This is a genomic window from Streptomyces sp. NRRL F-5650 (assembly GCF_000721365.1).
Taxonomy (GTDB): Bacteria; Actinomycetota; Actinomycetes; order Streptomycetales; family Streptomycetaceae; genus Streptomyces; species Streptomyces ardesiacus.
The window spans coordinates 202,628-229,017 of record NZ_JOGV01000010.1 but is presented as its reverse complement, the minus strand read 5'-3'; the positions used below and the strand labels follow the sequence as shown (position 1 = coordinate 229,017).

Genomic DNA, 26,390 nt, shown 5'->3' with positions numbered 1-26,390 from the left:
ACTGGTTAATGCGCATTAGGTAATGCGCATTAACAGACTCGTGCGACGGAGAGGAGCGGCGGTGGCGAAGGAAGCCGCAGGGCGGGCGAGGCCGGGGAGGGCCCCCGCGCCGGCCGGCCGGCGGGGACGGCCGAGGCAGGCCGAGGTGGCCGGACTCGCCGGTGTCTCGCAGGCGACGGTGTCCCTGGTGCTGTCCGGGCGCGACGTCGCGACGGGGCGGCCGATCTCGGCCGAGACCCGGGCCAAGGTCCTGGACGCCGCCCGCAGTCTCGGCTACGTGCCCGACCCGGCCGCCAGCCGCCTCGCCGCCGCCCGCAACAACCTGCTCGGCGTCTTCAGCTTCACCGCGACCTTCCCGACCGACGTGCGGCACTCCTACTACCCCTTCCTCGTCGGCGTGGAGCAGGAGGCCGCCGCGCAGGGCTACGACCTGGTGCTGTTCACCGGGTCCAGCACCGGGGGAGCGGGCGCCCGGGGAGCCGGCGCCCTCAACCGCGTACGGCTGGCGGACGGCTGCCTCTTCCTGGGGCGCCACGCACCCGCGGACGAGCTGAGCCGCCTGGTGGCCGACGGCTTCCCGGTCGTCCACGTCGGCCGGAGCGACGAGCCGGAGGGCCTGGCCTGGGTCGGTGCCGACTACGTCAGCGCCAGCCGGGAGGTCGTCGCCGCCCTCGCCGGGCTCGGTCACCGCCGGGTGCTCCTGGTCCGCGAGGACGACGACGCGCCCGCCTCCGCCGACCGTGAACACGGCTTCCTGGACGGGCTGGCGGCGAGCGGGCTGCCCGGCGGTCCCGGGGCCGTGTTCCGCTCCGGCGACCCGTGCCGCGAGCTGACCGCCGACCGGGTCCGGTCCTGGCTCGCCGAGGGCGTCACCGCCTTCGTCGCCGAGGAGACCGACACCGGCGCGGCCTGGCGGGCCCTGCGCGCCGCCGTCGACGCGGCCGGCCTCGACTGCCCCGGCCAGGTGTCCCTCGCGCTGCTCGGCAGCCCGCCCGCCGACCTCGCCGACGGACCGGTGCCGATGGGCTTCGACATCCCGCGCCCCGCGCTCGGCGCCGAGGCCGTACGGCTGCTCGCCGCCCGCATCGCGGGCGGGCCCGCCGAGGGCACCCTCGTGGGCTGCGCCTTCCGGCCGGGCGCGACCGCCGGTCCGCCGGCACCCCTCTGAACCCTCCGCATCCCTTGGCACCGATCGCACCCCACCGCACCGACCGCACCACCTAAGGAGCAGCAGCGTGATACCGGAACCCGACATCCTCGTCGTCGGCGGCGGACTGGGCGGCACGGCCGCGGCCCTCGCCGCCTGCCGGGCCGGCCGCAGCGTCGTCCTGACCGAGGAGACGGACTGGATCGGCGGCCAGCTCACCAGCCAGGCCGTACCGCCCGACGAACACCCGTGGGTCGAACAGTTCGGGACCACCGCGTCCTACCGCCGACTGCGCGAGGGCATCCGCCAGTACTACCGCCAGTGGTACCCGCTGCGCGCCGAGGCCGCCGCCCTCACCGACCTCAACCCGGGCGCCGGACGGGTCAGCAAGCTCTGCCACGAGCCGCGCGTCGCCCTCGCCGTCCTGGAGGGCATGCTCGCCCCGCACCGGGCGGCCGGACGGCTCACCGTCCTCACCGGGCACCGCCCCGTGGCCGCCGAGACCGACAACGATGTCGTGCGCGCCGTCACCCTGGAGGACCTCCGCGACGGCACCCGCCGCACCGTCCCCGCCCGCTACGTCCTGGACGCCACCGAGACCGGCGAACTGCTGCACCTCGCGGGCGTCGAGCACGTCAACGGCGCCGAGTCCCGGGCCGAGTTCGACGAACCGCACGCTCCCGACGAGGCCCAGCCGGGCAACCAGCAGGGCATCACCGTCTGCTTCGCCCTCTCCCACCACGAGGGCCAGGACCACACCATCGACCGCCCCGCCGACTACGGCTTCTGGCGCGACTACAAGCCCGACTTCTGGCCCGGCCCGCTGCTCGGCTTCGAGGCCCCCGACCCGCGCACCCTGGAACCGGTGCCGCGCACCTTCGTGCCCAACCCGGACCTCGACCCGCTCGCCGTCAGCGCCGACCAGAGCGCGGACGCGGGCGACAAGGAACTGTGGGGCTTCCGCCGCATCCTCGCCCGCAAGCTGCACACCGACGGTGCCTTCGACTCCGACATCACCCTCGTCAACTGGCCGCTCAACGACTACTGGCTCAAGCCCTACATCGGCCAGGAGGCCGAAGCGCTGCGCGAGGCACGGCAGTTGTCCCTGTCGGTGCTGTACTGGCTGCAGACCGAGGCGCCCCGCACCGACGGCGGCACCGGCTTCCCGGGACTGCGGCTTCGCCCCGACGTGACCGGCACCCCCGACGGCCTCGCCAAGGCGGCCTACGTCCGTGAGTCCCGCCGGATCAAGGCCGTCACCACCGTCACCGAGCACGACGTCTCCATCGACCTGCTCGGCCCCTACGGCCGCACCCGCCACCGCGACTCCGTGGGCGTGGGCAACTACCGCATCGACCTGCACCCCTCCACCGGCGGTGACGGCTACGTCGACATCGGCTCCGTCCCCTTCGAGATCCCGCTCGGCGCCCTCGTGCCGCGCCGGGTGCGCAACCTGCTTCCCGCCGGCAAGAACCTCGGCACCACCCACATCACCAACGGCTGCTACCGGCTGCACCCGGTGGAGTGGAACGTCGGCGAGGCCGCCGGAGCCCTCGCCGCCCACTGCCTCGCCGAGGACGTCGAGCCGCACCAGGTGCAGGCCGAGGACAAGAGGTTCGAGGAGTTCGCCGCGGTGCTCGACCGCGACGGCGTGGAGCGTCACTGGCCCGACGTCAGGGGCTACTGAACGACCCCGCACGCACAGCGAGTTCGGGCGGGGCAGCACCACCTGCCCCGCCCGGTGACCGCCCGCGTGCGGACCGACCCAGCACAAGGAGGTGCCCGGACATGACCACCCACCGCATCCGCGTCGGCATCGACGTGGGCGGAACCTTCACCGACGCCGTGGCGGTCGACGCCACGACGCTCCGGCTCGTGGGCCAGGTGAAGGTCCCCACGAGCCACCATCACGAGGACGGTGTCGCGCACGGCATCGTCGAGGCACTGGACCGGCTGCTGACGCAGACCGGACACGCACCCGCCGACGTGGCCTTCCTGGCGCACGGCACGACCCAGGCTACCAACGCCCTGCTGGAGGGCGACGTCGCCACCGTCGGCCTGCTCGGCATCGGCACCGGCGGCGGAGCGTACTTCACCCGCCGGCTCGCCGGCCTCGCCAAGCTCGAACTCACCCCCGGCAAACGGCTGCCGCTGCACTACGCGCACGTGCCCGACCCCGAGGACGCCCCCGCCCTGCGGGCCGCCGTCGAACAGCTCACCGCCGCCGGCGCCCAGGCGCTGGTGGCCAGCGAACCCTTCGGCGTCGACCGGCCCGAGGGCGAGGAGACCGTCGCCGACGCCGCCCGCGCCACCGGCCTGCCCACCACCGCGGCGCACGAGATCACGTCCCTGTACGGGCTGCGCAAACGGACCCGCACCGCCGTCGTCAACGCGGCGATCCTGCCGCGCATGCTCGCCACCGCCGACCTCGTCGACGCCTCCATCACCAAGGCCGGTGTCACCGCGCCGCTGATGGTGATGCGCTGCGACGGGGGAGTGATGTCCCTGGACGAGATGCGCCGCAGGCCCCTGCTGACCGTGCTCTCGGGCCCGGCCGCCGGGGTGGCGGGCGCGCTGATGCAGGAACGCGTCAGCGAGGGCGTGTTCCTGGAGACCGGCGGGACCTCCACCGACATCAGCGTCGTCAAACGCGGCAAGGTCGCGGTGCGCCACGCCGTCCTGCTCGGGCGGACCTCCTACCTCAACGCCCTCGACGTGCGCACCGTCGGCGTCGGCGGCGGCTCCATGGTCCGGGTCTCCGGCGGCCGGATCACCGGCACCGGGCCGCGCAGCGCGCACATCGCCGGGCTGCCGTACGCCTGTTACGCCGACCCCGCCGAGCTGCGCGACGCCAAGCTGGCCACGATCAGTCCGCTGCCCGGCGACCCCGCCGACTACGCCGTCCTCGACGCGGCCGGCGGCCGGTTCGCGCTCACCATGACCTGCGCCGCCAACGCGCTCGGCCGGGTCCCCGAGGGCGACTTCGCCCACGCCGACCCCGACACCGCCCGCGCCGCGCTGGCCCCGCTCGCCGCCGCGCTCGGCACCGACGTGCCCACCGCCGCCGCCCGGCTCCTGAACGCGGGCACCGACCAGGTGAAGTCCGTCGTGGACGACCTCGTGCGGGAGTACCGCCTCGACACCGACACCGCCGTCCTCGTCGGCGGGGGCGGCGGCGCCGCGTCCGTCACCCCGCACCTGGCCGCCCGCACGGGGATGACCGGCCGCATCGCCCGGCACAGCGAGGTCATCAGCCCCATCGGCGTCGCCCTGGCCCTGGTCCGCGAGCAGGTCGAGCGGATCGTGCCCGGCGCCACCCAGGAGCAGATCCTCGCCGTCCGCGCCGAGGCCGAGCGCGCCGTGGTCGCGCAGGGCGCCGCCGCCGACGGCGTCGAGGTCGAGGTCACCGTCGACCCGCAGACCAACGTCGTCCGCGCGATCGCCACCGGCGCCACCGAACTGCGCACCCAGGACCGGGCCCACCGCGCCGACGACGCCGAACGCCTGAGGCTGGCCGCCGCCAGCCTCAGGACCGACCCGTCGCAGGTGCGCGTCCTCGCGGGCACTCCCGCCCACACCGTCTACGGCACCGAGGTCCACCGCCGTCTCCGGCCCGTCCGCCACCCGGTCCGGGTCGTCGACGCCGACGGGGTCGTACGCCACCACGCCCCCGACGCCCGGGTCGAGGCCACCACGGTCGCCGCGGCCCCCGAGGTGCTCGCCAAGCTGGTCGCCGAGCACACCTCCTACGGCGACGGAGGCGTCCGCGCCCCCGCCGTGCGGCTGCTGCTCGGCTCCCGCATCGCCGACCTCTCCGGCGTCCTGGACCCGCAGCCGCTGCTCGCCCTCGCCCGCAGCGAACTGCGCTCACGCGCCGCCGACGAACCGGTGGTCGCCGTACTGGAGGTACGCGAATGAGCGGGGCACGGACCCCGGTGACGGACGGCCTCGCCGCCACCGACGACATCGGCTGGGCCGTGCGGCTGCTGGCCGCCACGCCGACCCACGAGCACCGCGACCCGGAGCTGCTGCGCCACTGGGCCCGGGCGGCCGACGCGTTCGGCGCCGCGCTCGCGCCCGTCGAGTGCACCGCCCGGACCGTGGAGCGCGACGGCGGGCTGGAACTCGGACTGCTCGCCCGCTACACCTCCCGTCCGCCCACGGTGGAGCTGTTCACCGACACCCTCGCGCTCGCCGAACGGGTCGTCGACGCCCGTGGCTGGCGCGACTGGTACCCGCCCGGCTCCGTACGGGCCGCGGCCCTCGCCCACGAGGCCGTGCACGTCCACCTCCACCACGGGCCCGCGAAGGCCGCGTTGAAGCGCGCCCTCGGCCACAGCGCCCTGCGCCTGGGCCGGCTGCGCGTTCCCGGCCATGTCGCCGGGGCGGAGGAGGTGGCCGCGCACGCCTACGCCCGTACCGTCTGCGGACTCGGCCGCAGCCCCCTGCTGCTGACCGCCGCCCTGGCCGCCGAGACCGGGGCCGCGACCGCGGACACCCCGCCACCCGCACGCCAAGCAAGAAGAGAGAACTGACCCATGGGTGTCGTCATCCTCCTCGTCATGGCGGCCGGCGTCGCCGCGATGCTCACCCGCAGGCTCCCCACCGCCTTCGCGCTGGTCCTGCTCGCGGTGGTCATCGCCTTCCTCTCCGGCGCACCCCTGACCGGCGAGAACAGCGTCCTGGACACGGTGCTCCAGGAGGGCGCCCCGGCGCTCGCGGCGACGATGGTCGCCATCATCCTCGGCTCCTGGCTCGGCAAGCTGCTCGACGAGACCGGCATCGCCGGGACCCTCGTCCGCAAGATCGTCGAATTCGGCGGCGACCGGCCCACCGTCGTCGCCCTCGGCGTCCTCGCCGTCTCGGCGCTGGTCGGCACCGTCACCGGCTCGGCCCCCGCCGCGATGCTGGCCGGCATCATCGGCATCCCGGCGATGGTCGCGGTCGGCGTCCCGAAGGTGACGGCCGCGGGCACCGTACTCATGGGCATCGCGGTCGGCGTCCCCTTCGAACTGCCCGTCTGGCAGTTCTTCTCCACCGCCCTCGACCTGCCGGTCGACACCGTGCGCGGCTTCATGGTGAAGCTGTTCCCGTTCGCGCTGGTCGCCGCCGTGGCCTACGTCGTCGTCGAGAACCGGCGGCGCGGCACCGAGCACGCCTGGTCGCTCAAGTCGGTCTCCGCCCGCCCGGCCCCGCGCCGCGAACGCCTCGGCGACGCCCCCTGGTACGCGCTGCTCGCCCCCGTGGTCCCGCTCGTCCTGGCCCTCGGCCTCGACGTGGCCATCATCCCCTCGATGCTGGCCGGCGTGCTCTACGCCCTGGTCACCACCACCCGGCCCGGCGAGCTGAACAAGCGGCTGCTGCGCACCCTGTACGGCGGCTTCGAGGTGGCCGCGCCGCCGCTCGCCCTGTTCGTGGCGATCGGCATCCTGCTCGCGGCCGTCAAACTCCCCGGCGCGGTGGACGCGCTGGAGCCGCTGATGAAGGCGGTCAGCCCGCAGAACCCGGTGCTGTTCGTCCTCGTCTTCACGCTGCTGGTGCCGCTGTGCCTGTACCGGGGGCCGCTCAACGTGTTCGGACTCGGCGCCGGCATCGCGGGCGTCCTCATCGCCACCGGCATCTACCCGGCCGTCGCCGTCCTCGGCATGGCCACCTCCTACAACCAGGTCTTCGGCGTCGCCGACCCGACCAGCACGCAGACCGTGTGGGCCGCGCAGTACGCGGGTGTCGGCCCGCAGCAGGTCATGGTCCGCACCCTGCCCTACGTGTGGCTGGTCGCCCTGGGCGGCCTGTGCGTCACCGCCGCCCAGTACCTGTGACATCCCCCCTCTCCCAGGAGTCGACATGCACGAGCCGCACCTCGACCGCCGTCTGTTCCTGAAGGGCACGGCCGCCACCGGCGCCGCCCTCGCCCTGGGCGCCACCGCCGCGCCCGCCGCCTCCGCCGCACCCGGCGGCTTCCCCGACTACACCTACGTGCGCACCCTGCTGACCCCGTCGAAGCTCGCCTACAACCCCACCGGCGAGATCATCTTCCCGACCGTCCGGGGCGTCTACGACCGGCTGCCCGCGAGCGGCCGGCTCGGCCGCTACTACCTGTACTACGCCCCGCACGACGCCCCCGGCGGCATCTGCCTGGCCTACGGCGACTCGCTGGAGGGCCCCTTCACGGAGTACGCGCACAACCCGATCGTCTCCAACAAGTGGTCGCCGCACTACTCCGTCAGCCACGTCTCCTCGCCGCACGTGATGTGGCACGCGGGGCGCAAGGAGATGTGGCTGTACTTCCACGGGGAGAACACCACGACCAGGCTCGCCCGGTCCGCCGACGGCATCCACTTCACCTACGACAAGGTCGTGCTGAACACCTCGATGCTGCCGTCCGGCACCACCGAGACCTCCTACGCGCGGGTCTTCCCGCACGAACTGCCCTCGCGCGGCGCCCACTACGTCATGGTGTTCATGGTCAACAACACCACCGACCACCGCGACATCGGCTGGGGCTGGTCCGCCGACGGCCGTAGCTGGACGTTCTCCCAGGAGCCGCTGGTGCGCCACGGCGACGTGGGCGCGGTCAACGTGGGCGGCCCGCACCTGCTGCACCGGAACAACAGCACGTACGTCGTCTACAACAAGGACAAGGAGAGCGGCGGCGACCTGATGATCACCGAGGTCGGCAACGACTTCTCGCTCCGCAGGCACCTCGGCGTCTTCTACGACTCCCGGGGCACCGCGCCGGAGAACGGCCGTGCGGCCTCCCCGTCCTTCGGTACCGACCACGGTGTCCCGTACATGATCTACGAGGCGGGGGAGCGGCTGGCCGGTTCGATCGCGATGGCCCGCGGCTGACCCCCCGTCGCCCCGCCGCACACGGCAGCGGGGCCGCACGTCCGGATCGGACGTGCGGCCCCGCTGTCTGCTCGTCGGGTGCCTCAGGCGACCGGCGCCGGGTCCTTGTCGGTCGGCGCGGCCGGGCCCTCGCCGGACTCCTCGGCCAGGCGCTCCATGCCGCTGGTGGTCTTCAGCGGCTTCTCCTTGATGAACACGACGGCGATCAGCGCGAGCACCGCGAACGGCGTGGCGATGAGGAACAGGTCGGCCGTGGCGACGGCGTAGGCGTGCTCCACGATCGCCCGCATCGGGCCGGGCAGCGTGGACATGTCCGGGACGCTGCCCTCGCCCCCACCGCCGCCACCGCCGCCGGGAACGGTGACGCCCGCGTCGCTGAGTCCCTTGGCCGTCTCGGTGGCGACGCGGTTGGCGAGGATCGCGCCGAGGACGCTGACGCCGATGGTGCCGCCCATGCTGCGGAAGAAGGACAGCACGGAGGTCGCGGCGCCCAGGTCGGCGGCGGCCACGTCGTTCTGCGCGGCCAGCACCAGGTTCTGCATCAGCATGCCGACGCCGACACCCAGGACCGCCATGTAGAGGCTGAGCAGACCGAAGTCGGTCTTGGCGTCGATCGTGGCCAGCAGCGCGAGGCCGACGGCCATGATCACCGCGCCCGCCACCAGGTACCGCTTCCACTTGCCGGTCCGGCTGATCACCTGTCCGGCGACGGTGGAGGAGACCAGCAGGCCGAGGATCATCGGCAGGCTCATCAGACCGGCGACGGTCGGCGACTTGCCCAGGGAGATCTGGAAGTACTGCGAGAGGAAGACGGTCCCGCCGAACATGGCGACACCGACCAGGAGGCTGGCGACCGTGGTCAGGGTGACCGTGCGGTTCCTGAAGATGCCGAGGGGGATGACCGGCTCGGCGGTGCGGGCCTCGACGAACACCGCCGCGACCAGCAGCAGGACGCCGCCGACCGTGAGCGCGGCGGTCTGCCAGGACGCCCAGTCGAACTCGTTGCCGGCCAGCGACACCCAGATGAGCAGCGCGCAGACACCGGCGACGATCAGCAGGGCGCCGAGCCAGTCGATGCGTACCTCGCGCTTCACGGTGGGCAGGCGCAGGGTGCGCTGCAGCAGGGCGATGGCGAGCAGCGCGAACGGGACGCCGATGAAGAAGCACCAGCGCCAGCCCAGCCACGAGGTGTCCACCAGGACGCCGCCGACCAGCGGTCCGGCCACGGTGCCCACCGCGAAGACGGCACCGAAGATGCCGGCGTACTTGCCGAGCTGGCGGGGCGGGATGATGGAGGCCATCACGACCTGGGCGAGCGCGGTCAGGCCGCCCGCGCCGATGCCCTGCACGACCCGGCTGAAGATCAGCAGCTCGACGCCGTGCGAGAAGCCGGCCAGCAGCGAGCCGACCACGAACAGGCTCAGCGAGAGCTGGAGCAGCAGCTTCTTGTTGAAGAGGTCGGACAGCTTGCCCCACAGGGGCACCGTCGCGGTCATCGCGAGCAGCTCGGAGGTGACGACCCACGTGTACGACGACTGGCTGGCTCCCAGGTCGGCGATGATCGTGGGCAGCGCGTTGGCCACGACCGTGCCGGCCAGGATCGCGACGAACATGCCGGCCATCAGGCCCGACATCGCCTGGAGTATCTGCCGGTGGTCCATGGAGGTGGGTGGCGCGTCGGCGGGCGCCTGGGTAGCGGTCACGGAATCTCTTTCGGTTCAGGTCCTGTTGGGTCGCGAGCCCGGCGCGGAGGCTACGCGGGGGGTGCCGGGAGACCGGCGGCGAGGAGGGTGAACACCTCGTGGAAGACGTCGAGGAAGGCGGCTTCCTCCTGGTGGGCGGACCAGTGGTCCATGCTCGTGCGCACCGCGGCGCCCGCCACCGCGGCCAGCAGCCGCGGGTAGAGCCCGGAACCGGCGCCGGTGACGTACCCGGTCGACCCGGTCGCGGAATCCGCCCCGGTGGCGGAACCCGGGCCGCCCGTGCCGCCGAGCCTGCGCAGGCGTTCGGCGATGGCGTCGGCCAGGTCCGCCTCGGCCGCCATGTGGGCCCCGACGCCCCGCGCCAGCAGATGCGGCGAGGCGTGCAGGACCTTGGCGTGCAGCCGCCACAGTTCGTGCTGTGCTTCGGCCTCGGCCAGCTCCGCCGCCATGGCCTCGCGCAGGGCTGCCAGCGGGGAGAGATCGGCCGGTGCTTCCAGGACGGCGCGGCGCATGCGCTCGCCCGCGTCCGCGTCGACCACCACGAAGGCGTCGTCGCGGCTTTCGAAGTAGTTGAAGAAGGTGCGCACGGACACCCCGGCCTCGGCGCTGATCGCCTCGACCGTGACCTTCTCCGCCCCGTGCTCGGCGGCGAGCCGTACCGCGGCCTCGGTCAGAGCGGCACGCGTGGCCCGCTTCTTCCGCTCCCGCAGTCCGATCCCCGCGGCACTCTTCCCCGACATAAGTTGCATGATATGCAAAGATGCACGCCATGCAAAATTGAAGGCGCCGACCCCGGGAAGGGGTCGGCGCCCGCTGTGGCAGGTGGGCCTCAGGCCGCCAGGCGTGCCAGCGTCTCCTCGAAGGGGACGGCTCCCCCGGCGGGGCGGTTGTGCGGCAGCCGGGCCAGCACCGCGGCCATGCCGCAGGTGTTGGTCACCCCGGAGAAGACCAGCCCCGCGCCTATCGCGCCGGACAGCCAGTGCGCGGGGCGCCAGAACCGGCCCGCCAGGAACCCGGCGGCGACGAGCGACCCGGCGGCGAGGCGGACCTGCCGGTCCATGGGCCACGGCGCCCGCGCCCCGGCCGGCCGCTCGACGGGGTGACCGGCCGCCGCCCACGCGTTCGTGCCGCCCTCGAGCGTGGCCGCCTCGACGCCCCGCGCCGCCAGGCGCGCGCAGCCCTTGGCGGACCGGTTCCCGGAGGCGCACACGAGCAGCAGGGGCCCACGCGCCGCGGCCGCCGCCAGTGCGTCGGCGGCCTCGTCGAGGCGCTCCAGCGGAACGTTGTGCGCGCCGGGCAGGTGTCCGCCCGCGTACTCGCCCGCCGAGCGGACGTCGACCACGGTGAACTCGCCGAGGCGGGCCGCGGCCTGAGCGGTGGTGGTGGCGGTGGTGGTGGGAATGGACGGACTGCTGGGGGTGCTCATGTACGGAAACCTTTCTCGTTGCTGTCCCCCCGCGAGGTAGGATACCCGCGGGGGTATGTGGGGACCGGTGAGGCAGTGGGTGGAGGAGAGGGAGAAGCGTGGAACTCGACATGTCGGCCGACGAACTGAAGTCGGCGCTGAACCGGCTGCGGCGCGCCCAGGGGCAGCTCGCGGGGGTCATCCGGATGATCGAGGAGGGCCGCGACTGCGAGGACGTGGTCACCCAGCTCGCCGCCGTCTCCCGGGCCCTGGACCGGGCCGGTTTCTCGATCATCGCCACGGGACTGCAGCAGTGCATGACCAGTGACGACCCGCAGGTGCGGGATTCGGCGCAGATGCGGGCGCGGCTGGAGAAGCTCTTCCTCTCCCTGGCCTGACGGACTCCGGGCGGGACGGCGGGTCACAGCACCGCCGTCGCGCCCATCGCCACGGCCACCGCGAGCAGCACGGCACCGAAGACGCGCCGCAGCGTCGCCGCGGAGACCTTCGCGGCCAGCCGCCTGCCGTCCCACGCGCCGAGGACGGCGGTGGCCAGGAACGGCAGGAGCAGCGCGAGGTCCAGGTGCACGGCGGTGTACGCCCGGCCCGCGAGGGCCACCAGCGCGTTGGCGGTGACCACCAGCAGGCTCGTGCCCACCGCCGCGCTCATCGGCACCGCCAGCACCGTCACCAGCGCGGGCACCGCCAGGAAGCCGCCGCCCACCCCGAGGAACCCCGTCACCGCGCCGAGCCCCGCCCCGGCCCCGGCCGCCCGCGTCCCGGACACGGTGCCGCGCTCCCTGGGTGCGCGCCGGCCCAGCATGTGCAGTCCGGCCAGGGCGGCCACGGCCGCGAACAGCGCCGTCAGGACCGCCTCCGGGACCCGTGCCGACAGGGCCCCTGCCGCGGCGGCCGGCAGCAGGCCCGCCGCCGCGAACAGCAGCCCGGCGCGCCACCGCACGGCCCCGGCCCGCGCGTGCGCCACCAGCGCGGTGACCGACGTGACGACCACGACGACCAGACTCGCGGTGGTCGCCGCCGCCGGGGTGAAGCCGAGCAGGTAGATGAGCGCGGGCACGGTGAGGATGCTGCCGCCCGCCCCCAGCGCGCCCAGGGACACTCCGGCCGCGGCACCGGCGATCAGGGCGAGGATGAGCGGCGTCATGCGGCGATGTCGTCCGAGGGCGTCACGAGCGGCAGACCGGCCTCGGCCGCCGCGGCGAAACCGTCGTCCACCGCGACGACCTCACGGCCGGCGGCGTCCAGCAGCGAGGCGGCGACCGCCGCCCGCATCCCGCCCGCGCAGTGCACCCACACCGTGCCCGGGGGCACCTCGTCCAGGCGCCGGTGCAGCTCGTGGACGGGCACGTGCACACTGCCCCCGATCCAGCCGCGGGCGCGTTCGGTGTCCCGCCGCACGTCGAGGACCACCAGGTCCGCGCCGTCCCGCCGCGCCGCGGCCAGCTCGGCGAAGGCGGCGCGGCGGAACGAGGCGGGCCGGTCGCCGTCCGCGACCCAGTCGGCGGGCGAGCCGACCGCCGCCGCGGCCGGGCGGTCGATGCCCACCCGGGCCAGTTCGCGCTGGGCGCGGGCCAGGTCGTCCGCGCTGTGCGCGAGCAGCGTCACCGGCCGGCCCCACGGGATCATCCAGGCCAGATAGGTCGCGAGCTGCCCGTCGACCTCGAAGTTGACCGACCCGGCGACGTGACCGGCGGCGAAGGCCACCCGGGAGCGCAGGTCCACGACCCACTCGCCGGCGGCCAGACGCCGGGCTATCTCCGCCGCGTCGGCCCGCCGGGGCTCGGTGAGGTCCAGGGGAGCGGGACCGGCGGTGTTCACCGGCGCCATGTGGGCGTAGTAGGCGGGCACGTCGTCCAGGCCCGCCAGCAGCTCCCGGACGAAGGTCTCCACGTCCTGGACGAGCGCCGGGTTGGCGGCCTTCTCGGCGCCGATGGTGCTGTGCTCGCCGCCGGAGGCGGTGGAGGAGCAGAAGCTGCCGAACCCGTGGGTGGGCAGCACGCTCACGCCGTCCTCCAGCTCGTCGGCGAGGCGGTGCGCGGAGGCGTGCTGCGCGCGGGCCAGCTCCTCGGTCAGCCGGGGTTCCACGAGGTCGGGCCGGCCCACGGTGCCGATCAGCAGCGAACCGCCGGTGAAGGCGGCCACGGCCCGCCCCGCCTCCTGGAGGACGTACGAGGTGTGGTGCGGGGTGTGACCCGGGGTGGCCACCGCGCGCAGCTCCAGCCCGTCGTCGACCGGCTCCACGTCGCCGTCGGCCACCGCCACCCGCGCGTACGCCACCTCGGCACCGGCCGGCACCAGGTAGCGCGCCCCGGTGAGGCGGGCCAGCTCCAGGCCGCCGGTGACGTAGTCGTTGTGCACGTGGGTCTCGGCGACGGCGGTGATCCGCACGCCGCGCCGGGCGGCCGCGGCGACGACGCGGTCGATGTCCCGCGGCGGGTCCACGACCACGGCCGAGCGGGGACCGCCCGCCAGATAGCTGCGGTTGCCCAGTCCCTCGGTCTCCAGGACGTCGACAAAGTACACGGCACGCTCTCCCTTCGCTTCCGAATTACCCCCGGGGGTATCTGTTCCGCCCACCGTAACAGAGATACCCAGGGGGGTATTCCAGGGTGCTCGGCCGTGACGTCGCGGCCCCACCGCGCCACCCTCCCCGAGCCCCGTCCCGGAACTCGGGCAACTCCCGTGTACAGAGCGGAAGTCGGGGTAGCCGCCGGACCGGCACGGCCGGCACCGGGGTCGGCGCCGGTGGCGGCCGTGCTCTTCCCCTCACCCACCGGCGCTCCGTAACCCGTTCGGGACACCACGTGACCCGAACGGCCCTCTCGGGTACCCGCCCGGCCGGCGCAGGGATGGGATGTGCACGGGCACCCCGTGCCCGCGCGCCCCGACCGGCTGTCCCGACACGGAAGGACCACCGATGTCCGCCGACACGCAGCAGGCGCCCCCGGAGCTCACCGACGAGGAACTCGCCGGCCTGGACGCCCACTGGCGCGCAGCGAACTACCTCTCCGTCGGCCAGATCTACCTGATGGCCAACCCCCTGCTCACCGAACCCCTGCGCCCCGAACACGTCAAACCGCGGCTGCTCGGCCACTGGGGGACCTCACCCGGCCTCAACCTGGTCCACACCCACCTCAACCGCGTGATCAAGGCGCGCGACCTCGACGCCCTGTGCGTCTGGGGCCCGGGCCACGGCGGCCCCGCCGTCCTGGCCAACGCGTGGCTGGAGGGCTCGTACACCGAGACCTACCCGGACATCACCCGGGACGCGGCCGGCATGGCCCGCCTCTTCAAACAGTTCTCGTTCCCCGGCGGCGTACCGAGCCACGTGGCACCCGAGACACCGGGCTCCATCCACGAGGGCGGCGAACTCGGCTACGCGCTCTCGCACGCCTACGGCGCCGCCTTCGACCACCCGGACCTGGTGGTCGCCTGCGTGATCGGCGACGGCGAGGCGGAGACCGGGCCGCTGGCGACCTCCTGGCACTCCAACAAGTTCCTCGACCCGGTGCACGACGGCGCCGTGCTGCCGGTCCTGCACCTGAACGGCTACAAGATCGCCAATCCGACGGTGCTCGCCCGTCTCCCCGAGACCGAGCTGGACGACCTCCTGCGCGGCTACGGCCACGACCCCATCCACGTCACCGGCGACGAACCCGCCGCCGTCCACCGCGCGACCGCCCGCGCCCTGGACACCGCCCTCGACCGCATCGCCGCGATCCAGCGCGCCGCCCGCGAGGAGGGCGCCACCGGCCGCCCCCGCTGGCCCATGATCGTCCTGCGCACCCCCAAGGGCTGGACCGGCCCCGCCGAGGTCGACGGAGTGCCCGTGGAGAACACCTGGCGCGCCCACCAGGTGCCCCTGTCCGCCGTGCGCACCAACCCCGGGCACCTGGCGCAACTGGAGCAGTGGCTGCGCTCCTACCGCCCCGAGGAGCTGTTCGACGACGCCGGGGCCCCGCGGCCCGCCGTCCTCGCCGCCGTCCCCGAGGGGCACCGCCGTCTCGGCGCCACCCCCTTCGCCAACGGCGGCCTCCTCCTGCGCGAGCTGCCCCTGCCCGCACCGGAGAAGTACGCCGTGCCCGTCGAGAAGCCCGGCGCGAGCACGCACGAGCCCACCCGGGTCCTCGGCGACCTGCTCCGGGACGTCATGGAGGCCACCGCCGACCGGCGCGACTTCCGTCTCGTCGGCCCCGACGAGACCGCCTCCAACCGCCTCCAGGCCGTCTACGCCGCCAGCGGCAAGGCCTGGCAGGAGCCGACGCTGCCCGTCGACGAGGACCTGGACCGGCACGGCCGCGTGATGGAGATCCTGTCCGAACACACCTGCCAGGGCTGGCTGGAGGGCTACCTCCTCACCGGCCGGCACGGACTGTTCTCCTGCTACGAGGCCTTCGTCCACATCGTCGACTCGATGGTCAACCAGCACGTCAAATGGCTGCGCGTCAGCCGCCGCCTGCCCTGGCGGGCCCCCATCGCCTCCCTCAACTACCTGCTCACCTCCCACGTGTGGCGCCAGGACCACAACGGCTTCTCCCACCAGGACCCCGGCTTCGTCGACCACATCCTCAACAAGAGCCCCGAAGCCGTACGGGTCTACCTGCCGCCGGACGCCAACACCCTGCTGTCCGTCGCCGACCACGCCCTGCGCAGCCGCGACTACGTCAACGTGATCGTCGCCGGCAAGCAGCCCTGCTTCGACTGGCTGACCATGGAACAGGCCCGGGCGCACTGCGCGCGCGGCGCCGGCATCTGGGACTGGGCCGGCACCGAGGACGGCAGCCGCGAACCCGACGTGGTGCTCGCCTGCGCGGGCGACGTCCCCACCCAGGAGATCCTGGCCGCCGCCCAGCTCGTCCGCCGCCACCTTCCGGAACTCGCCGTGCGCGTGGTGAACGTCGTGGACATCGCCCGCCTGCTGCCCAGCGGCGAACACCCGCACGGCATGAGCGACTTCGAGTACGACGGCCTGTTCACCGCCGACAAGCCCGTGATCTTCGCCTACCACGGCTACCCCTGGCTGATCCACCGGCTGGCCTACCGGCGCACCGGCCACGCCCACCTCCACGTGCGCGGCTACAAGGAGATCGGGACCACCACCACACCGTTCGACATGGTCGTCGGCAACGACCTGGACCGCTACCGCCTCGTCATGGACGTCATCGACCGGGTGCCCGGCCTCGCCGTGCGCGCGGCGGCGGTACGGCAGCGGATGGAGGACGCCCGGCTGCGGCACCACGACTGGATCCGCGAGCACGGCGTGGACCTGCCCGAGGTCGCCGACTGGACCTGGGACGGCCCGCGGTGACAGCGACCCCCTCGACGTGGGACTACGACCACTACGACCCGGCGGAGGAACGGCTGCGCGAATCCCTGTGCACCCTCGGCAACGGCTACTTCGCCACCCGCGGCGCGCTGCCCGAGTGCGCCGCGGACGACACGCACTACCCCGGCACCTACGTGGCCGGCTGCTACAACCGGCTGACCTCCGCCGTCGCCGGGAGGGAGGTGGAGAACGAGGACATGGTCAACCTCCCCAACTGGCTGCCGCTGCGCTTCCGGACCGCCGGGGACGACTGGCTCACGCCGGACACCGCCGAGGTGCTCGACCACCGCCAGACCGTGCACCTGGACTCGGGGGTGCTGGAGCGCCGCACCAGCTTCGGGCTCGGCGCGGACCGCGTGCTGACCGTGCGCCAACTGCGCCTGGTGCACATGGCCGATCCCCATCTCGCCGCCCTGCGCACCGAGTTCACCATTGAGGGCGGGCCCGCCGACCTGGAGGTGGAGGCGGCCCTGGACGGGGGCGTCACCAACGGCGGGGTGCCGCGCTACCGGGACCTCGACGGCCGCCACCTCACGCACGTGCACACCGCGAGCGCCGACGCCGCCGACACCGTGTGGCTGCGCTGCCGCACCCGTACCTCGGACACCCGGATCGGCATGGCCGCCCGCCTCACCGCCGACGCGCCGGTCACCGCGGCGCGCGAGCACCTGTGCGTCACCCAGCGGGTCGCCCTGCGTGCCGAACCGGGGCGCACCGCCACCGTCGACAAGGTCGTCGCCCTGCACACCTCGCGCGACCCGGCGATCAGCGACCCGCTCCAGGCCGCCGTCGACCGGGTGGCCGAGGCCCCCGGCTTCGACGGCCTGCTGGTGACCCACCGCACCGCCTGGGCCCAGTTGTGGCGCCGGGCCGAACTGGAGGTCCCCGGCGAGGCGGGCAGCATCCTGCGCCTGCACCTCTTCCACGTGCTGCAGACCCTCTCCCCGCACACCGCCGACCTCGACGTGGGCGTCCCGGCGCGCGGACTGCACGGGGAGGCCTACCGCGGCCACGTCTTCTGGGACGAGCTGTTCGTCCTGCCGTACCTGAACCTGCACTTCCCCGAGGTGTCCAGGGCCCTGCTGCACTACCGGCACCGCCGCCTGGACAAGGCCCGCTCCGCGGCCCGCGCGATCGGCCGGCGCGGCGCGATGTACCCCTGGCAGAGCGGCAGCGACGGCCGCGAGGAGACCCAGCAACTGCACCTCAACCCGCGCTCGGGCCGCTGGCTCCCCGATCACTCGCGCCTCCAGCACCACGTGGGCTCCGCCATCGCGTACAACGTGTGGCAGTACTGCGAGGCCAGCGGCGACGCCGAGTTCCTGCACACCAAGGGCGCCGAGATGCTGCTGCAGATCGCGCGCTTCTGGGCCGACTGCGCCACCTGGGACGAGCGGCTGGGCCGGTACCGCATCCGCGGCGTCGTCGGCCCCGACGAGTACCACGACGCCTACCCCGGCGCCGACCGGCCGGGCCTGGACGACAACGCGTACACCAACGTGACCGCCGCCTGGGTCCTCTCCCGCACCCTCGACGTCCTCGACGCCCTGCCCGGACCCCGCCGCCGCGAACTCGTCGAGCGCGCCGACCTGGACGACACGGAACTGGAGCAGTGGGACAGCGTCTCGCGCACCCTCCACGTCCCCTTCCACGAGGGCGTCGTCAGCCAGTTCGAGGGATACGGCGAACTCGCCGAACTGGACTGGGCGGGCTACCGCGAGCGGTACGGCGACATCCGGCGCCTCGACCGCGTCCTGGAGGCCGAGAACGACAGCGTCAACAACTACCGGGCGTCCAAGCAGGCCGACGTCCTCATGCTGGGCTACCTGTTCTCCCCGGCCGAACTCCGCGCCCTCTTCGGCCGCCTGGGGTACCGCCTCGACGAGGAGACCTGGCAGCGCACCGTCGACCACTACCTGGCCCGCACCAGCCACGGCTCCACCCTCAGCGGACTCGTCCACGGCTGGATCCTGGCCCGCGCCCGCCGCGCCGAGGCCTGGGCCTACGTCCAGGAGGCGCTCAAGGGCGACGTCGCCGACCTCCAGGGCGGCACCACCGGCGAAGGGATCCACCTCGGAGCCATGGCGGGCACCCTCGACCTGGTCCAGCGCGGCCTCACCGGCCTGGAGACCCGCGCGGGCGCGCTGTGGCTGGACCCGGTGCCGCTGCCGGAACTGTCGTCGTACGGCTTCTCCGTCCGCTACCAGGGCCACTGGGGCGTGCGGTTCCGGCTGGAGCACGGCCGGCTGGAGATCGCCGTGCCCACGGCCGGACCGCTGCCGATCGACGTGCGGCTGCCGGACCGCGAGGTGCGCCTCCAGCCGGGCGACACGTGCCGGCTGGTGCTGCCGGACGGACCGGCGGTCCCCTCGGACCGCCGGATGCGTCAGCCGGGCAGCGGGTAGGACACCGTGCGCGGCGACCCGTCGGGCCTGCCGTCGGTGTAGGTGAGGGTGATCCGGGTGAAGTGCGGCTCGCCCGTGCCCTGCCCGGCGGCCGTCGGCTGGTCGAGCCGCACGGTCACGGGGTACGAGTGGAAGGCGCCGGCGGCGCAGTAGGGGTCGCAGTCGTTGACGGCGTTCGTGCCCCGTCCCACGGCGGCCTGCGGGTCCCAGCGGAACCAGCGCAGGGACACCAGGCGGCTGTTCGCGTCGCCGCAGGCGAGCACGTACGCATCGGGTCCGATCTGCGGCTGCCCGGAGCAGTCGACCAGTACCGGGTCCTGCGTCTGCTGGGTCCGCGCCGCGGACGGTGCCGACGGTGCGGCGGAGGCCGTGCCCAGGGGTACTGCCAGCGCGGCGGCGGCACAGAGTGTGACCGCTGCCCTCATCGGGTTCCTGCCCATGTCTGCTCCCGCCGTCTCGGGGTCGCTTGTCTCCGCTTGCCCCTTTTTCTCCGTTCCGACGGTACGACCGGCTCCGGGAACGCACCACTCGTACGGCCCAGCGGACGAGGTGCCCGGGGGCGTCTGCCCGCGCTTACGCCCGCGCTTCCGCCCGGCGGACGGGTTCGTGCGACAAGACGCCGATTGCATCCCCCGTGTGGTCCTCGCGGCGGCCCGCAACCGCCGTCGGCGCCGCGGTGTCTCATGCCGTCGAGAACGGCGCCCCGACCGGGCGACCCATCCAGTGGAGGACCGCGGTATGCACACGACGACTGCTCCGAACGCCGCCGCCCCGACGCGCTCGCGCGCCTGCGACACCCAGGGCGACTTCCTGCTCCAGCCGCCCGACCCCGCCGAGCGCGTCCCCTGCCGCGTCGACCCCGTCGACCTGCGCCGCCTGGACCTGCTCGCCCTGCTGACCGCCGCCGGCATCGCGCCCTCGGCGGGCGACCGGGCCGCCATCGACCGGCTCAGCGTGCTTCCCGGCAGCGTCCACACGGCACTGCGCCGGTGGCTGGAGCAGGCCTACGGATTCTGCCGCTGAGGCCGGCGGGCGGCGGGATCAGAAGTCCACGGGGTCCCGCACCAGCGGACACGTCATGCAGTGCCCGCCGCCGCGCCCCCGGCCCAGTTCCGCGCCGACGATGGTGTGGACCTCCACCCGGGCCTCGCGCAGCAGCGCGTTGGTGAGGGTGTTGCGGTCGTAGGTGAACACCACGCCCGGTTCCACCGCCACGGCGTTGTTGCCGCCGTCCCACTGCTGCCGCTCGGATGCGTAGGCGTCGCCGCCCGTCTCCACCACGCGCAGCTTCGGCACCCCGAGGGCCTTGGCGACGACGTCGACGAAGGGCGTCGTGCCCTCGTCGACGACGTCGAAGCCCGGGGCCCGGTCGCCGGGGCGCAGCGAGAAGGTGCGAACCCCGTCCATGATGCGCGGGTAGAGGGTCACCACGTCGCGGTCGGCGAAGGTGAAGACGGTGTCCAGGTGCATGGCCGAGCGCAGCTTCGGCAGCGCGGCGACGACGACGTGCTCGGCGGCCCCGTTGCGGAACAGCGCGGCGGCGACCTGGGTGACGGCCTGCCGGGAGGTGCGCTCGCTCATGCCCATCAGGACGACCCCGTTGCCCACGGGCATGAGGTCGCCGCCCTCCAGGGTGGCCTGGCCCCAGTCCCGCTCGGGATCGCCCCACCACACCGTCGAGCCCTTGAAGTCGGGGTGGAAGGTGTAGACCGCCTTCATCAGCAGCGTCTCGTCGTGCCGTGCGGACCAGTACAGCGGGTTGAGGGTGAGACCGCCGTACAGCCAGCAGGTGGTGTCGCGCGTGTACAGGGTGTTGGGCAGCGGCGGCATCAGGTACTCGCGGGCGCCGGTGGCCTCCCGGGCCAGGGCGAGGTGCGGGGAGCGGAAGTCCTCGGGCAGGTCGCCGGTGGCGAGGCCGCCGACGAGGTACTCGGCGAGTTCCCTCGGCGAGAGCGTCTCCAGATAGGCGCGGGTCGCGTCGACGAGCCCGGTGCCGACCTGGTTGGCGGTGATCTTCCGGTCCAGGAGCCACGCCTTCGCCTCCGGCACCGCCATGATCTGCGCCAGCAGGTCGTGCAGCTCCACCACCTCCACCCCGCGGCGGCGCAGTTCACCGACGAAGGCGGCATGGTCGCGCTGGGCGTTCTCCACCCACATGACGTCGTCGAAGAGCAGCTCGTCGGAGTTGGTGGGCGTCAGCCGGCGGTGCGCCAGCCCCGGCGAGCACACCAGGACCTTGCGCAGCCTGCCGACCTCGGAATGAACGCCGAGCGCGGGCCTCACGGCGCTCTCGTTGGTGGTCACAGGGCCTCCTCGAGCAGGACGGTCGGTCATGCCGACCCGACGGCCGTCGCGGTCAGGGGGAAGAGCCCCGCCCCCGTGGCGGGCGGGGCTGTGCCGCCGACGCCGGAAAGGGCGGCCTGCGACATGCCGTCCCTCGGGGCGGCCGGACGATGGTGACCACTGTGCACCAGGCGGTGGCTCCGGGCATCTCGGTCAGCCGTGCAGGGCCAGGTACGGAGCGAGCGCGAACAAGGTCGCGACGAGGGCGCACTTCAGGTGGCGCGAGGGCAGCGCGTGCGCGATCCGCCAGCCCAGCAGCACCCCCGCCAGTTCGGGGACACCGACCAGCACCGCCAGCGGCCAGTCGACGGCCCCCTGGGCCACGTAACCCACCGTCCCGACACCGGCGACGACGACGGACTGCGCCTGGGCCGAGGCGAGGGACTCCAGCACCGGCACACCCAGGGCGACGAGGAGGGGCACGGTGAGCATCGGCCCGCCGATGCCGACGATCCCGGCCGCGACGGCCACCGCGAGACCCGTCCCCGTCACCACCGCCGTCGACGGGTGCGCCGGGAACGCGGCCGGGCTGCGACGCTCCCGGAACCAGACCAGGGCCGCCACACCCGCCACGAACACGCCGAGCACCAGCCCGAACATCCGCTCGGACACGTACGAGTTGACCAGGACGCCCAGCGGGGTGCCGACGACCGCGCTCCCGGCCAGGACCAGCGCCGTGCGCCGGGTGGCGGGCTCGCGCAACTGCCCGGAACGGGTGTAGGCGGCCGTCGCGAGCAGCCCGGTGGCGACATGGGTGACGATGGCCGTGCCGGCCACCTGCGCCGGCGTCAGGCCCGTCAGGGCGAACAGTCCGATCGTGGGCAGGACCCCGCCCGGTCCGACCGCCGTGATGCCCACCCCGCCGGCCAGCCCCAGCAGCGCCAGGGCCACCAGCACGGGCACACTCGTACCGGCCATCGCCGGCCTCCTCTCACGTGGTGGGCGGGCCGTCACGGCGCAGCGTGGCCCGCAGGGTCATCCGGTCCGCGCGGATCCGGATGGACTCCACGTCCACCGGCCGGCCGTCCGCCGAGCGGGTCAGCCGCTCCAGGGCGAACACCGCCGCTCCCGGCTCGATCCCCAGCAGCCGGGCCGTGCCGGGGTCCGCGTTGACGGCGTGCACGGCCACCTCGGCGCGCCCGAGCGGAACGCCCGCGGCCTCCTCGATCAGCCCGAACACGTCCCGCTCCCGCAGGTCCCCGGCGAGCACGGCACGGCCGACGCCGACCGTCAGGTAACTGGTGTCCAGGGACAACGGCAGCCCGTCCAGCCACCGCAGCCGCTCCACGTACACACCGCCGGCCCCGGCCGGCACCTCCAGGCGGGCGGCGACCGCGGCGGGCAGGACGGGCACTTCGGCCGCGACCCGCACCTCGTTGGTGACGGTGCCGCGCCCGGCCAGCTCCTCGGCCAGACCGGCCAGCCGGTCGAGACCGTGCCCGTACTTCGGCAGCAGCACCGTCGTGCCGATCCCGCGCCGCCGGGTGATCAGACCTTCCTCGCGCAGCAGGGCGAGGGCGTCCCGCACGGCGTTGCGCGAGGCGCCGAACCGGCGGCCCAGCTCCCGCTCGTCGGGCAGCGTGCCGTCGGCGAAGGCGCCGTCCGTGATCTGCTGCCGCAGCCCGTCGGCCAGGTGCCGGGCCCGCTCGGCCCGCGGCCGTCCCAGGTGCTGGTCCATGGCGCTCACGGTAACCCGGACCATGTTTCGCCGATGTTACGCCACCCTCATTGACCTGCGGAAACGACTGACCTGCGGGTTCCCGGGAGGCGCGGCGCCCATCGCCACCCGGTCCGCGGGACGCTCACCGGGCGGTGCGCAGATCCACGCCGCGCCGGGCCAGTTCGACGACTCCGACGACGACGAGTGCCACGCCGAGCAACTGCGGCAGGACCCACCAGTGGCCGCGCAGGTCCTCCCGGTACAGGACCACACCGAGCAGCAGACTCACCGTCGCGTCGCCCAGGGTGAGCGCGGGCTGGGAGGCGACGAGCGGACCGCCCTGCATGGCGTGCTCCAGCAGGAGCACGGCGCACACCCCGGCCAGGGCGAAGCCGTAGGTCTGCCAGGCGGTGAGGAAGCCGACGACGCCGTTCAGCTCCAGGGCGCGCATGGACTCCTTCATCAGAGCGGCGGTCAGCGCGTAGCAGACCGCGGTGGCCGCGCCGAGGCACCCGGCGCGGGCCTTGCCCACGGGCCGTTTGAGCCCCACCGCCGCCAGCAGTACGGCCGCCCCGGCGCAGGCCACCAGCGCCGGCACCCAACGGGCCAGGGGTACGTCGTCGCGGCCACCGCCCGGCGAGGCCGAGGCGAGTGCCACGCCGAGCCCCACGACCACCCCGCCCACGGCGAGCCACAGGGTCTCCGGCATCCGCTTGCCGGTCAGCAGCGAGGCCAGCAGCAGGGCCAGGGGAAGTTCCAGCACGAAGAGGGGCTGGACGAGTGACATCGGCCCCGTCGCCAGGGCCACCGCCTGTCCCGCGCCGGCCGCCACCACGGCCAGCATGCCGCCGAGCCACACCGGCCGCCGCAGCAGATCGAGGACGAGCCCGGGACGGAAGCCCCGGGTCTGCGGCACGCTCAGCGCGGCGCGTCGCTGGAGCACGGTGGCCAGCGCGTTGCTGAACGCGGCGAGGAGTGCGAAGAGCACCGGCAGGACAACACCCATCCACCGATACTCGCGCGGTTCACCTCCGGACGCGTGTCGCGTGCCGCCGCGCGGCGGGGCGGCGGAGCCCGATCAGCTACCGCTCTGCGCGGACGTGGCCTCGGCCGCGGTCTCCTTCGGCTGCGCGGGCGCGGGCGCGGACGCCGGTGCCTCGGTGGCGGTGTAGTAGACCGAGGTGCCCTGCTTGGTGCGCTGGGCCTGGTTCCTGGCGACGAGCCCCTCGAGCGTGGTGCGCACGACCGTGGTCTTGACGGTGCGCCCGGTGTGCGCCTCGCCCAGCGCCGTGGCGACCTCGGCGGCGGAGCGCGGTTCCCGCTGCCCGGCGAGGTGCTCGCGCACCAGCTCCACCAGGGTGGGCCGGGCGGGCGCCTTCTTCGCCGCGGACTTCGCCGCGGACTTCACGGCGGGCTTGCCGGCCGGCTTGGTGCCCGGCTTGGGGGTCGTCTTCGTGGACGTCTTCGTGGACGCCTTCTCCGGCCCCTTGGCGGGCGTCTTCGCGGACGCCTTGGCGGATGAACCCGCGGGTGCCTCGGTGGCCGCCTTGGCCCGGGTCTCGGCGGCCGGCTTCGCGGCCGGCTTGGCACCCGTCTTCGACGCGCCGGCGCGCTTGGGGGAGGAGGCGGCCTTCTTGCTCCGCGTCCGCCGGCCCGTGCCCGACCCGGCCGTCGCACCGCCCCGCGGCGCGGGCACGGTGGCCTCCTCGGCCGCGGACCCGGGTGCGGCGGGCGACTGGGGCGGCGAGGTGATGCCGAGGGCCTGCTGCATGTTCACCAGCAGGGCGTGATCGTGCTGCAGCGCGGCCAACCGCTGCTGGAGAGCGCTGATCTCCGCGCTGACACGTTCCTGCTCCTTGACGTTGCGCTCCAGGTCGTCGTTGACCTGGACGCTGTACTGCGAGGCGAGTTCCGTGGCGGACTGCATCGTGCTCTCGGACATGGTGTGGACTCTCCTTGGTTCACGGCCGTGAAGGCTGACCCGCAGCCCCGGTTGTTGCCCTGTGCGCTGCCGAGTCGGTATACCACGTATGGCCGCCGTCGTGGTATGTGCCGCCGCAACCCCGCCCATGTGTTCGGACCGTGGAGAGCGGCGGTCACCCGCCCTGGGGCACCTCCACGACCTTGCCGTTCTCGTCGAGGGTGTGCGTCTGCCAGTAGGTGTCCCACTTGTCACCCACGTGTTCGGGGACCTTGCCCTCGGGATAGCGGGTGTAACCCTTGGGCGGCTCCTCGCCGTTGGGCACACATGCCGAGCCGGTGCCGCCGATGGTCATGACCGGGTACTCGCCACCGCCGCAGGTGGCGTCCTCCGTGGAGCAGCCCGTCAGGACCGCCGCGCCGACGGCACATGCCAGGAGGAGACCGCGGACGGGCCGCGCGGAGCGGCCGCCGGGCGCGGCCGACGGATGGTGGACTCGGTTGCTGATACGCACGGCTGACTCCCTGTCGGTGACTCGTGCGGCCAGCGTCCCCCGGGGGAGGGACGCACCTCATGAGTACGAGTACTCAATCGGACGAGTCCTCCTACCCGACCGGGCCGCCCGTACGGTCCACCCGGCGCGCGCTCGCCCGTGCCTCCCGCTCGGCCCCGGTCACCGCTCGCGCGGCCGCACGGTCCCGCTCCGCGGCCTCCCGCCGGTCCCGTTCGGCGCGGTCGAGGTCCTCGCGTGCCGTGCGCAGTTGCTCCTCGGCGGTTTCCAACGCCGCCCGGGCCCGGGCGAGTCGGTCGTCGGCCCCGTGGAGCGACCTCTCGGCGTCCGCCTGCTCCGCCCGTGCCTCGCGCAGGCGCTGCCCGGCCCGCTCGGCCTCCTGCTCGGCCCGCTCGCGTTCCTCCCGCCGTCTGCGGCGTCGCTCGGCGAGTTCGTCCTCCGCGCGGGTCCCCGACGCGGCGCGGGGCGACTTCGGGCGCGGTGCAGGCCCCGGCCCGGAGCGGGCGGGCGGCGCCGCGGCAGCCGTCTCCGAGGGGAAGGCCGACGGCGGGGTCAGGGAGACCTCCAGGCGGCCCCCGGCCCACTGGTCGGCCGCGTCGGAGTCCGCGAGCACCGCGCGCAGCGTCGACTCGACCTCCCGCTGTGCCGCCTGGGAGAGCCGGTGACCCGCCTCGCCGGCGAGCTGCGCGGCCTGCCGGGAGAGAGCGGCGACGATGCGCCTGCGCTGGGCGGAGAGTTCCTTGAGTCCGTCGGCGTCCAGGGTGCGGTGTGCCTCGCGCAGCGCCTGCCCCAGCTCCAGGAACCGCCGGGCCTCCTCTGGCCGGGAGCGTGCCAGCAGGTTCGCCGCCCAGGCCGCGAGCGTGGGCCGGCGGGCGGCGTGGATGCGTCGGGCGTCCTCCTTGCGGCCGGCCGTTCTGGAGGCCGCGGCGCGTTCCTCGCGGCGGGCGACGAAGGCGGGCGGGGGCGTGGTGTAGAGCTCGTCCAGAACCTGCTCGATCTCCCCGGTCTCCTTGGCCTCCCCGGTCTCGCCGGCCTCATCGTCCATGCGTCCTGTCTACGGTCGCCCCGGCCGTGCCGCGACCCGGACGGGGACCGCTGG

23 protein-coding genes are annotated in these 26,390 nt (G+C 74.0%); 10 read left to right on the top strand and 13 right to left on the bottom strand.

Translation table 11 applies throughout. The features are described from left to right. Positions 1–61 precede the first annotated feature (61 nt). From IG88_RS0112650 to IG88_RS0112625, 6 genes are all read left to right on the top strand, one after another. Entirely contained in the window at positions 62–1,168 is a 1,107-nt protein-coding gene (locus IG88_RS0112650; RefSeq protein WP_420712085.1) for a LacI family DNA-binding transcriptional regulator, read from the top strand. 67 nt (positions 1,169–1,235) lie between these two features. Next, entirely contained in the window at positions 1,236–2,834 is a 1,599-nt protein-coding gene (locus IG88_RS0112645; RefSeq protein ID WP_031039078.1) for an FAD-dependent oxidoreductase, read from the top strand. 101 nt (positions 2,835–2,935) lie between these two features. Beyond that, complete coding sequence (locus tag IG88_RS0112640) at positions 2,936–5,065, top strand: hydantoinase/oxoprolinase family protein (protein WP_031039073.1); 2,130 nt, start codon at positions 2,936–2,938, stop codon at positions 5,063–5,065. Beyond that, a complete protein-coding gene (locus IG88_RS0112635) occupies positions 5,062–5,682 on the top strand; it encodes a hypothetical protein (protein ID WP_031039071.1) in 621 nt (206 codons plus the stop codon). The genes IG88_RS0112640 and IG88_RS0112635 overlap by 4 nt, the downstream gene beginning before the upstream one ends. Before the next feature lie 3 nt (positions 5,683–5,685). Continuing rightward, positions 5,686–6,966: a TRAP transporter large permease subunit gene (locus IG88_RS0112630; protein ID WP_031039069.1), complete on the top strand. Its 1,281-nt coding sequence runs from the start codon at positions 5,686–5,688 to the stop codon at positions 6,964–6,966. A gap of 25 nt (positions 6,967–6,991) precedes the next feature. Then, positions 6,992–7,996: a twin-arginine translocation signal domain-containing protein gene (locus tag IG88_RS0112625; RefSeq protein ID WP_031039066.1), complete on the top strand. Its 1,005-nt coding sequence runs from the start codon at positions 6,992–6,994 to the stop codon at positions 7,994–7,996. 83 nt (positions 7,997–8,079) lie between these two features. Here IG88_RS0112625 and IG88_RS0112620 read toward each other — a convergent pair whose 3' ends face one another. The 3 genes from IG88_RS0112620 to IG88_RS0112610 form a co-directional block, all read right to left on the bottom strand. Further along, positions 8,080–9,657 carry an MDR family MFS transporter gene (locus IG88_RS0112620; RefSeq protein WP_199807446.1) on the bottom strand — a complete coding sequence of 526 codons (1,578 nt, stop codon included), beginning with the start codon at positions 9,655–9,657 and terminating at the stop codon, positions 8,080–8,082. A gap of 92 nt (positions 9,658–9,749) precedes the next feature. Next, positions 9,750–10,448 (bottom strand): TetR/AcrR family transcriptional regulator, encoded by a 699-nt coding sequence (locus IG88_RS0112615; RefSeq protein WP_031039060.1) that lies wholly within the window; start codon positions 10,446–10,448, stop codon positions 9,750–9,752. Between the two features lie 80 nt (positions 10,449–10,528). Then, entirely contained in the window at positions 10,529–11,125 is a 597-nt protein-coding gene (locus tag IG88_RS0112610) for a rhodanese-like domain-containing protein (RefSeq protein ID WP_031039058.1), read from the bottom strand. Between the two features lie 98 nt (positions 11,126–11,223). On the opposite strand from IG88_RS0112610, the gene IG88_RS0112605 reads away from it, so the two are divergent. Further along, positions 11,224–11,502: a metal-sensitive transcriptional regulator gene (locus IG88_RS0112605; RefSeq protein WP_031039056.1), complete on the top strand. Its 279-nt coding sequence runs from the start codon at positions 11,224–11,226 to the stop codon at positions 11,500–11,502. 23 nt (positions 11,503–11,525) lie between these two features. Here IG88_RS0112605 and IG88_RS0112600 read toward each other — a convergent pair whose 3' ends face one another. Next, positions 11,526–12,269, bottom strand: coding sequence for a sulfite exporter TauE/SafE family protein (locus tag IG88_RS0112600; RefSeq protein WP_031039053.1), 744 nt, complete (start codon positions 12,267–12,269; stop codon positions 11,526–11,528). Next, a complete protein-coding gene (locus IG88_RS0112595) occupies positions 12,266–13,648 on the bottom strand; it encodes an MBL fold metallo-hydrolase (RefSeq protein ID WP_031039052.1) in 1,383 nt (460 codons plus the stop codon). The genes IG88_RS0112600 and IG88_RS0112595 overlap by 4 nt, the downstream gene beginning before the upstream one ends. Before the next feature lie 394 nt (positions 13,649–14,042). Between IG88_RS0112595 and IG88_RS0112590 the strand changes: the two genes are divergently transcribed. Together IG88_RS0112590 and IG88_RS0112585 are read left to right on the top strand one after the other, a co-directional pair. Then, complete coding sequence (locus tag IG88_RS0112590; protein ID WP_031039050.1) at positions 14,043–16,433, top strand: phosphoketolase; 2,391 nt, start codon at positions 14,043–14,045, stop codon at positions 16,431–16,433. Beyond that, on the top strand, positions 16,430–18,856 hold the full coding sequence (locus tag IG88_RS0112585; protein WP_051851882.1) for a glycoside hydrolase family 65 protein: 2,427 nt from the start codon (positions 16,430–16,432) through the stop codon (positions 18,854–18,856). Before IG88_RS0112590 ends, IG88_RS0112585 begins: the two co-directional genes overlap by 4 nt. On the opposite strand, the gene IG88_RS0112580 is transcribed toward IG88_RS0112585, so the two are convergent. Beyond that, positions 18,838–19,296: a hypothetical protein gene (locus IG88_RS0112580; protein WP_031039046.1), complete on the bottom strand. Its 459-nt coding sequence runs from the start codon at positions 19,294–19,296 to the stop codon at positions 18,838–18,840. The genes IG88_RS0112585 and IG88_RS0112580 overlap by 19 nt on opposite strands. Positions 19,297–19,594: 298 nt before the next feature. Here IG88_RS0112580 and IG88_RS0112575 point away from each other — a divergent pair, with 298 nt between their 5' ends. Continuing rightward, entirely contained in the window at positions 19,595–19,879 is a 285-nt protein-coding gene (locus tag IG88_RS0112575; protein WP_031039043.1) for a hypothetical protein, read from the top strand. Positions 19,880–19,897: 18 nt separating this feature from the next. Here the strand turns inward: IG88_RS0112575 and IG88_RS0112570 are convergent, their stop codons facing one another. The 7 genes from IG88_RS0112570 to IG88_RS0112540 all read right to left on the bottom strand — a co-directional run bounded on the left by IG88_RS0112570 (position 19,898) and on the right by IG88_RS0112540 (position 26,336). After that, positions 19,898–21,190, bottom strand: coding sequence for an arginine deiminase (locus tag IG88_RS0112570; protein WP_420712084.1), 1,293 nt, complete (start codon positions 21,188–21,190; stop codon positions 19,898–19,900). Between the two features lie 162 nt (positions 21,191–21,352). Continuing rightward, positions 21,353–22,117 (bottom strand): sulfite exporter TauE/SafE family protein, encoded by a 765-nt coding sequence (locus IG88_RS0112565; protein ID WP_031039037.1) that lies wholly within the window; start codon positions 22,115–22,117, stop codon positions 21,353–21,355. 13 nt (positions 22,118–22,130) lie between these two features. After that, entirely contained in the window at positions 22,131–22,901 is a 771-nt protein-coding gene (locus IG88_RS0112560) for a GntR family transcriptional regulator (protein WP_031039035.1), read from the bottom strand. Positions 22,902–23,001: 100 nt separating this feature from the next. Further along, positions 23,002–23,865: a DMT family transporter gene (locus IG88_RS0112555; protein WP_031039033.1), complete on the bottom strand. Its 864-nt coding sequence runs from the start codon at positions 23,863–23,865 to the stop codon at positions 23,002–23,004. Between the two features lie 72 nt (positions 23,866–23,937). Beyond that, the gene (locus IG88_RS0112550; RefSeq protein ID WP_031039031.1) at positions 23,938–24,801 is read right to left on the bottom strand and encodes a hypothetical protein; all 864 of its coding nucleotides are present in this window, start codon (positions 24,799–24,801) and stop codon (positions 23,938–23,940) included. Positions 24,802–24,955: 154 nt separating this feature from the next. Next, the gene (locus IG88_RS0112545) at positions 24,956–25,294 is read right to left on the bottom strand and encodes an SCO0607 family lipoprotein (RefSeq protein WP_420712083.1); all 339 of its coding nucleotides are present in this window, start codon (positions 25,292–25,294) and stop codon (positions 24,956–24,958) included. A 91-nt stretch (positions 25,295–25,385) separates the two neighbouring features. Next, on the bottom strand, positions 25,386–26,336 hold the full coding sequence (locus IG88_RS0112540) for a hypothetical protein (RefSeq protein ID WP_031039025.1): 951 nt from the start codon (positions 26,334–26,336) through the stop codon (positions 25,386–25,388). Positions 26,337–26,390: the final 54 nt, after the last annotated feature.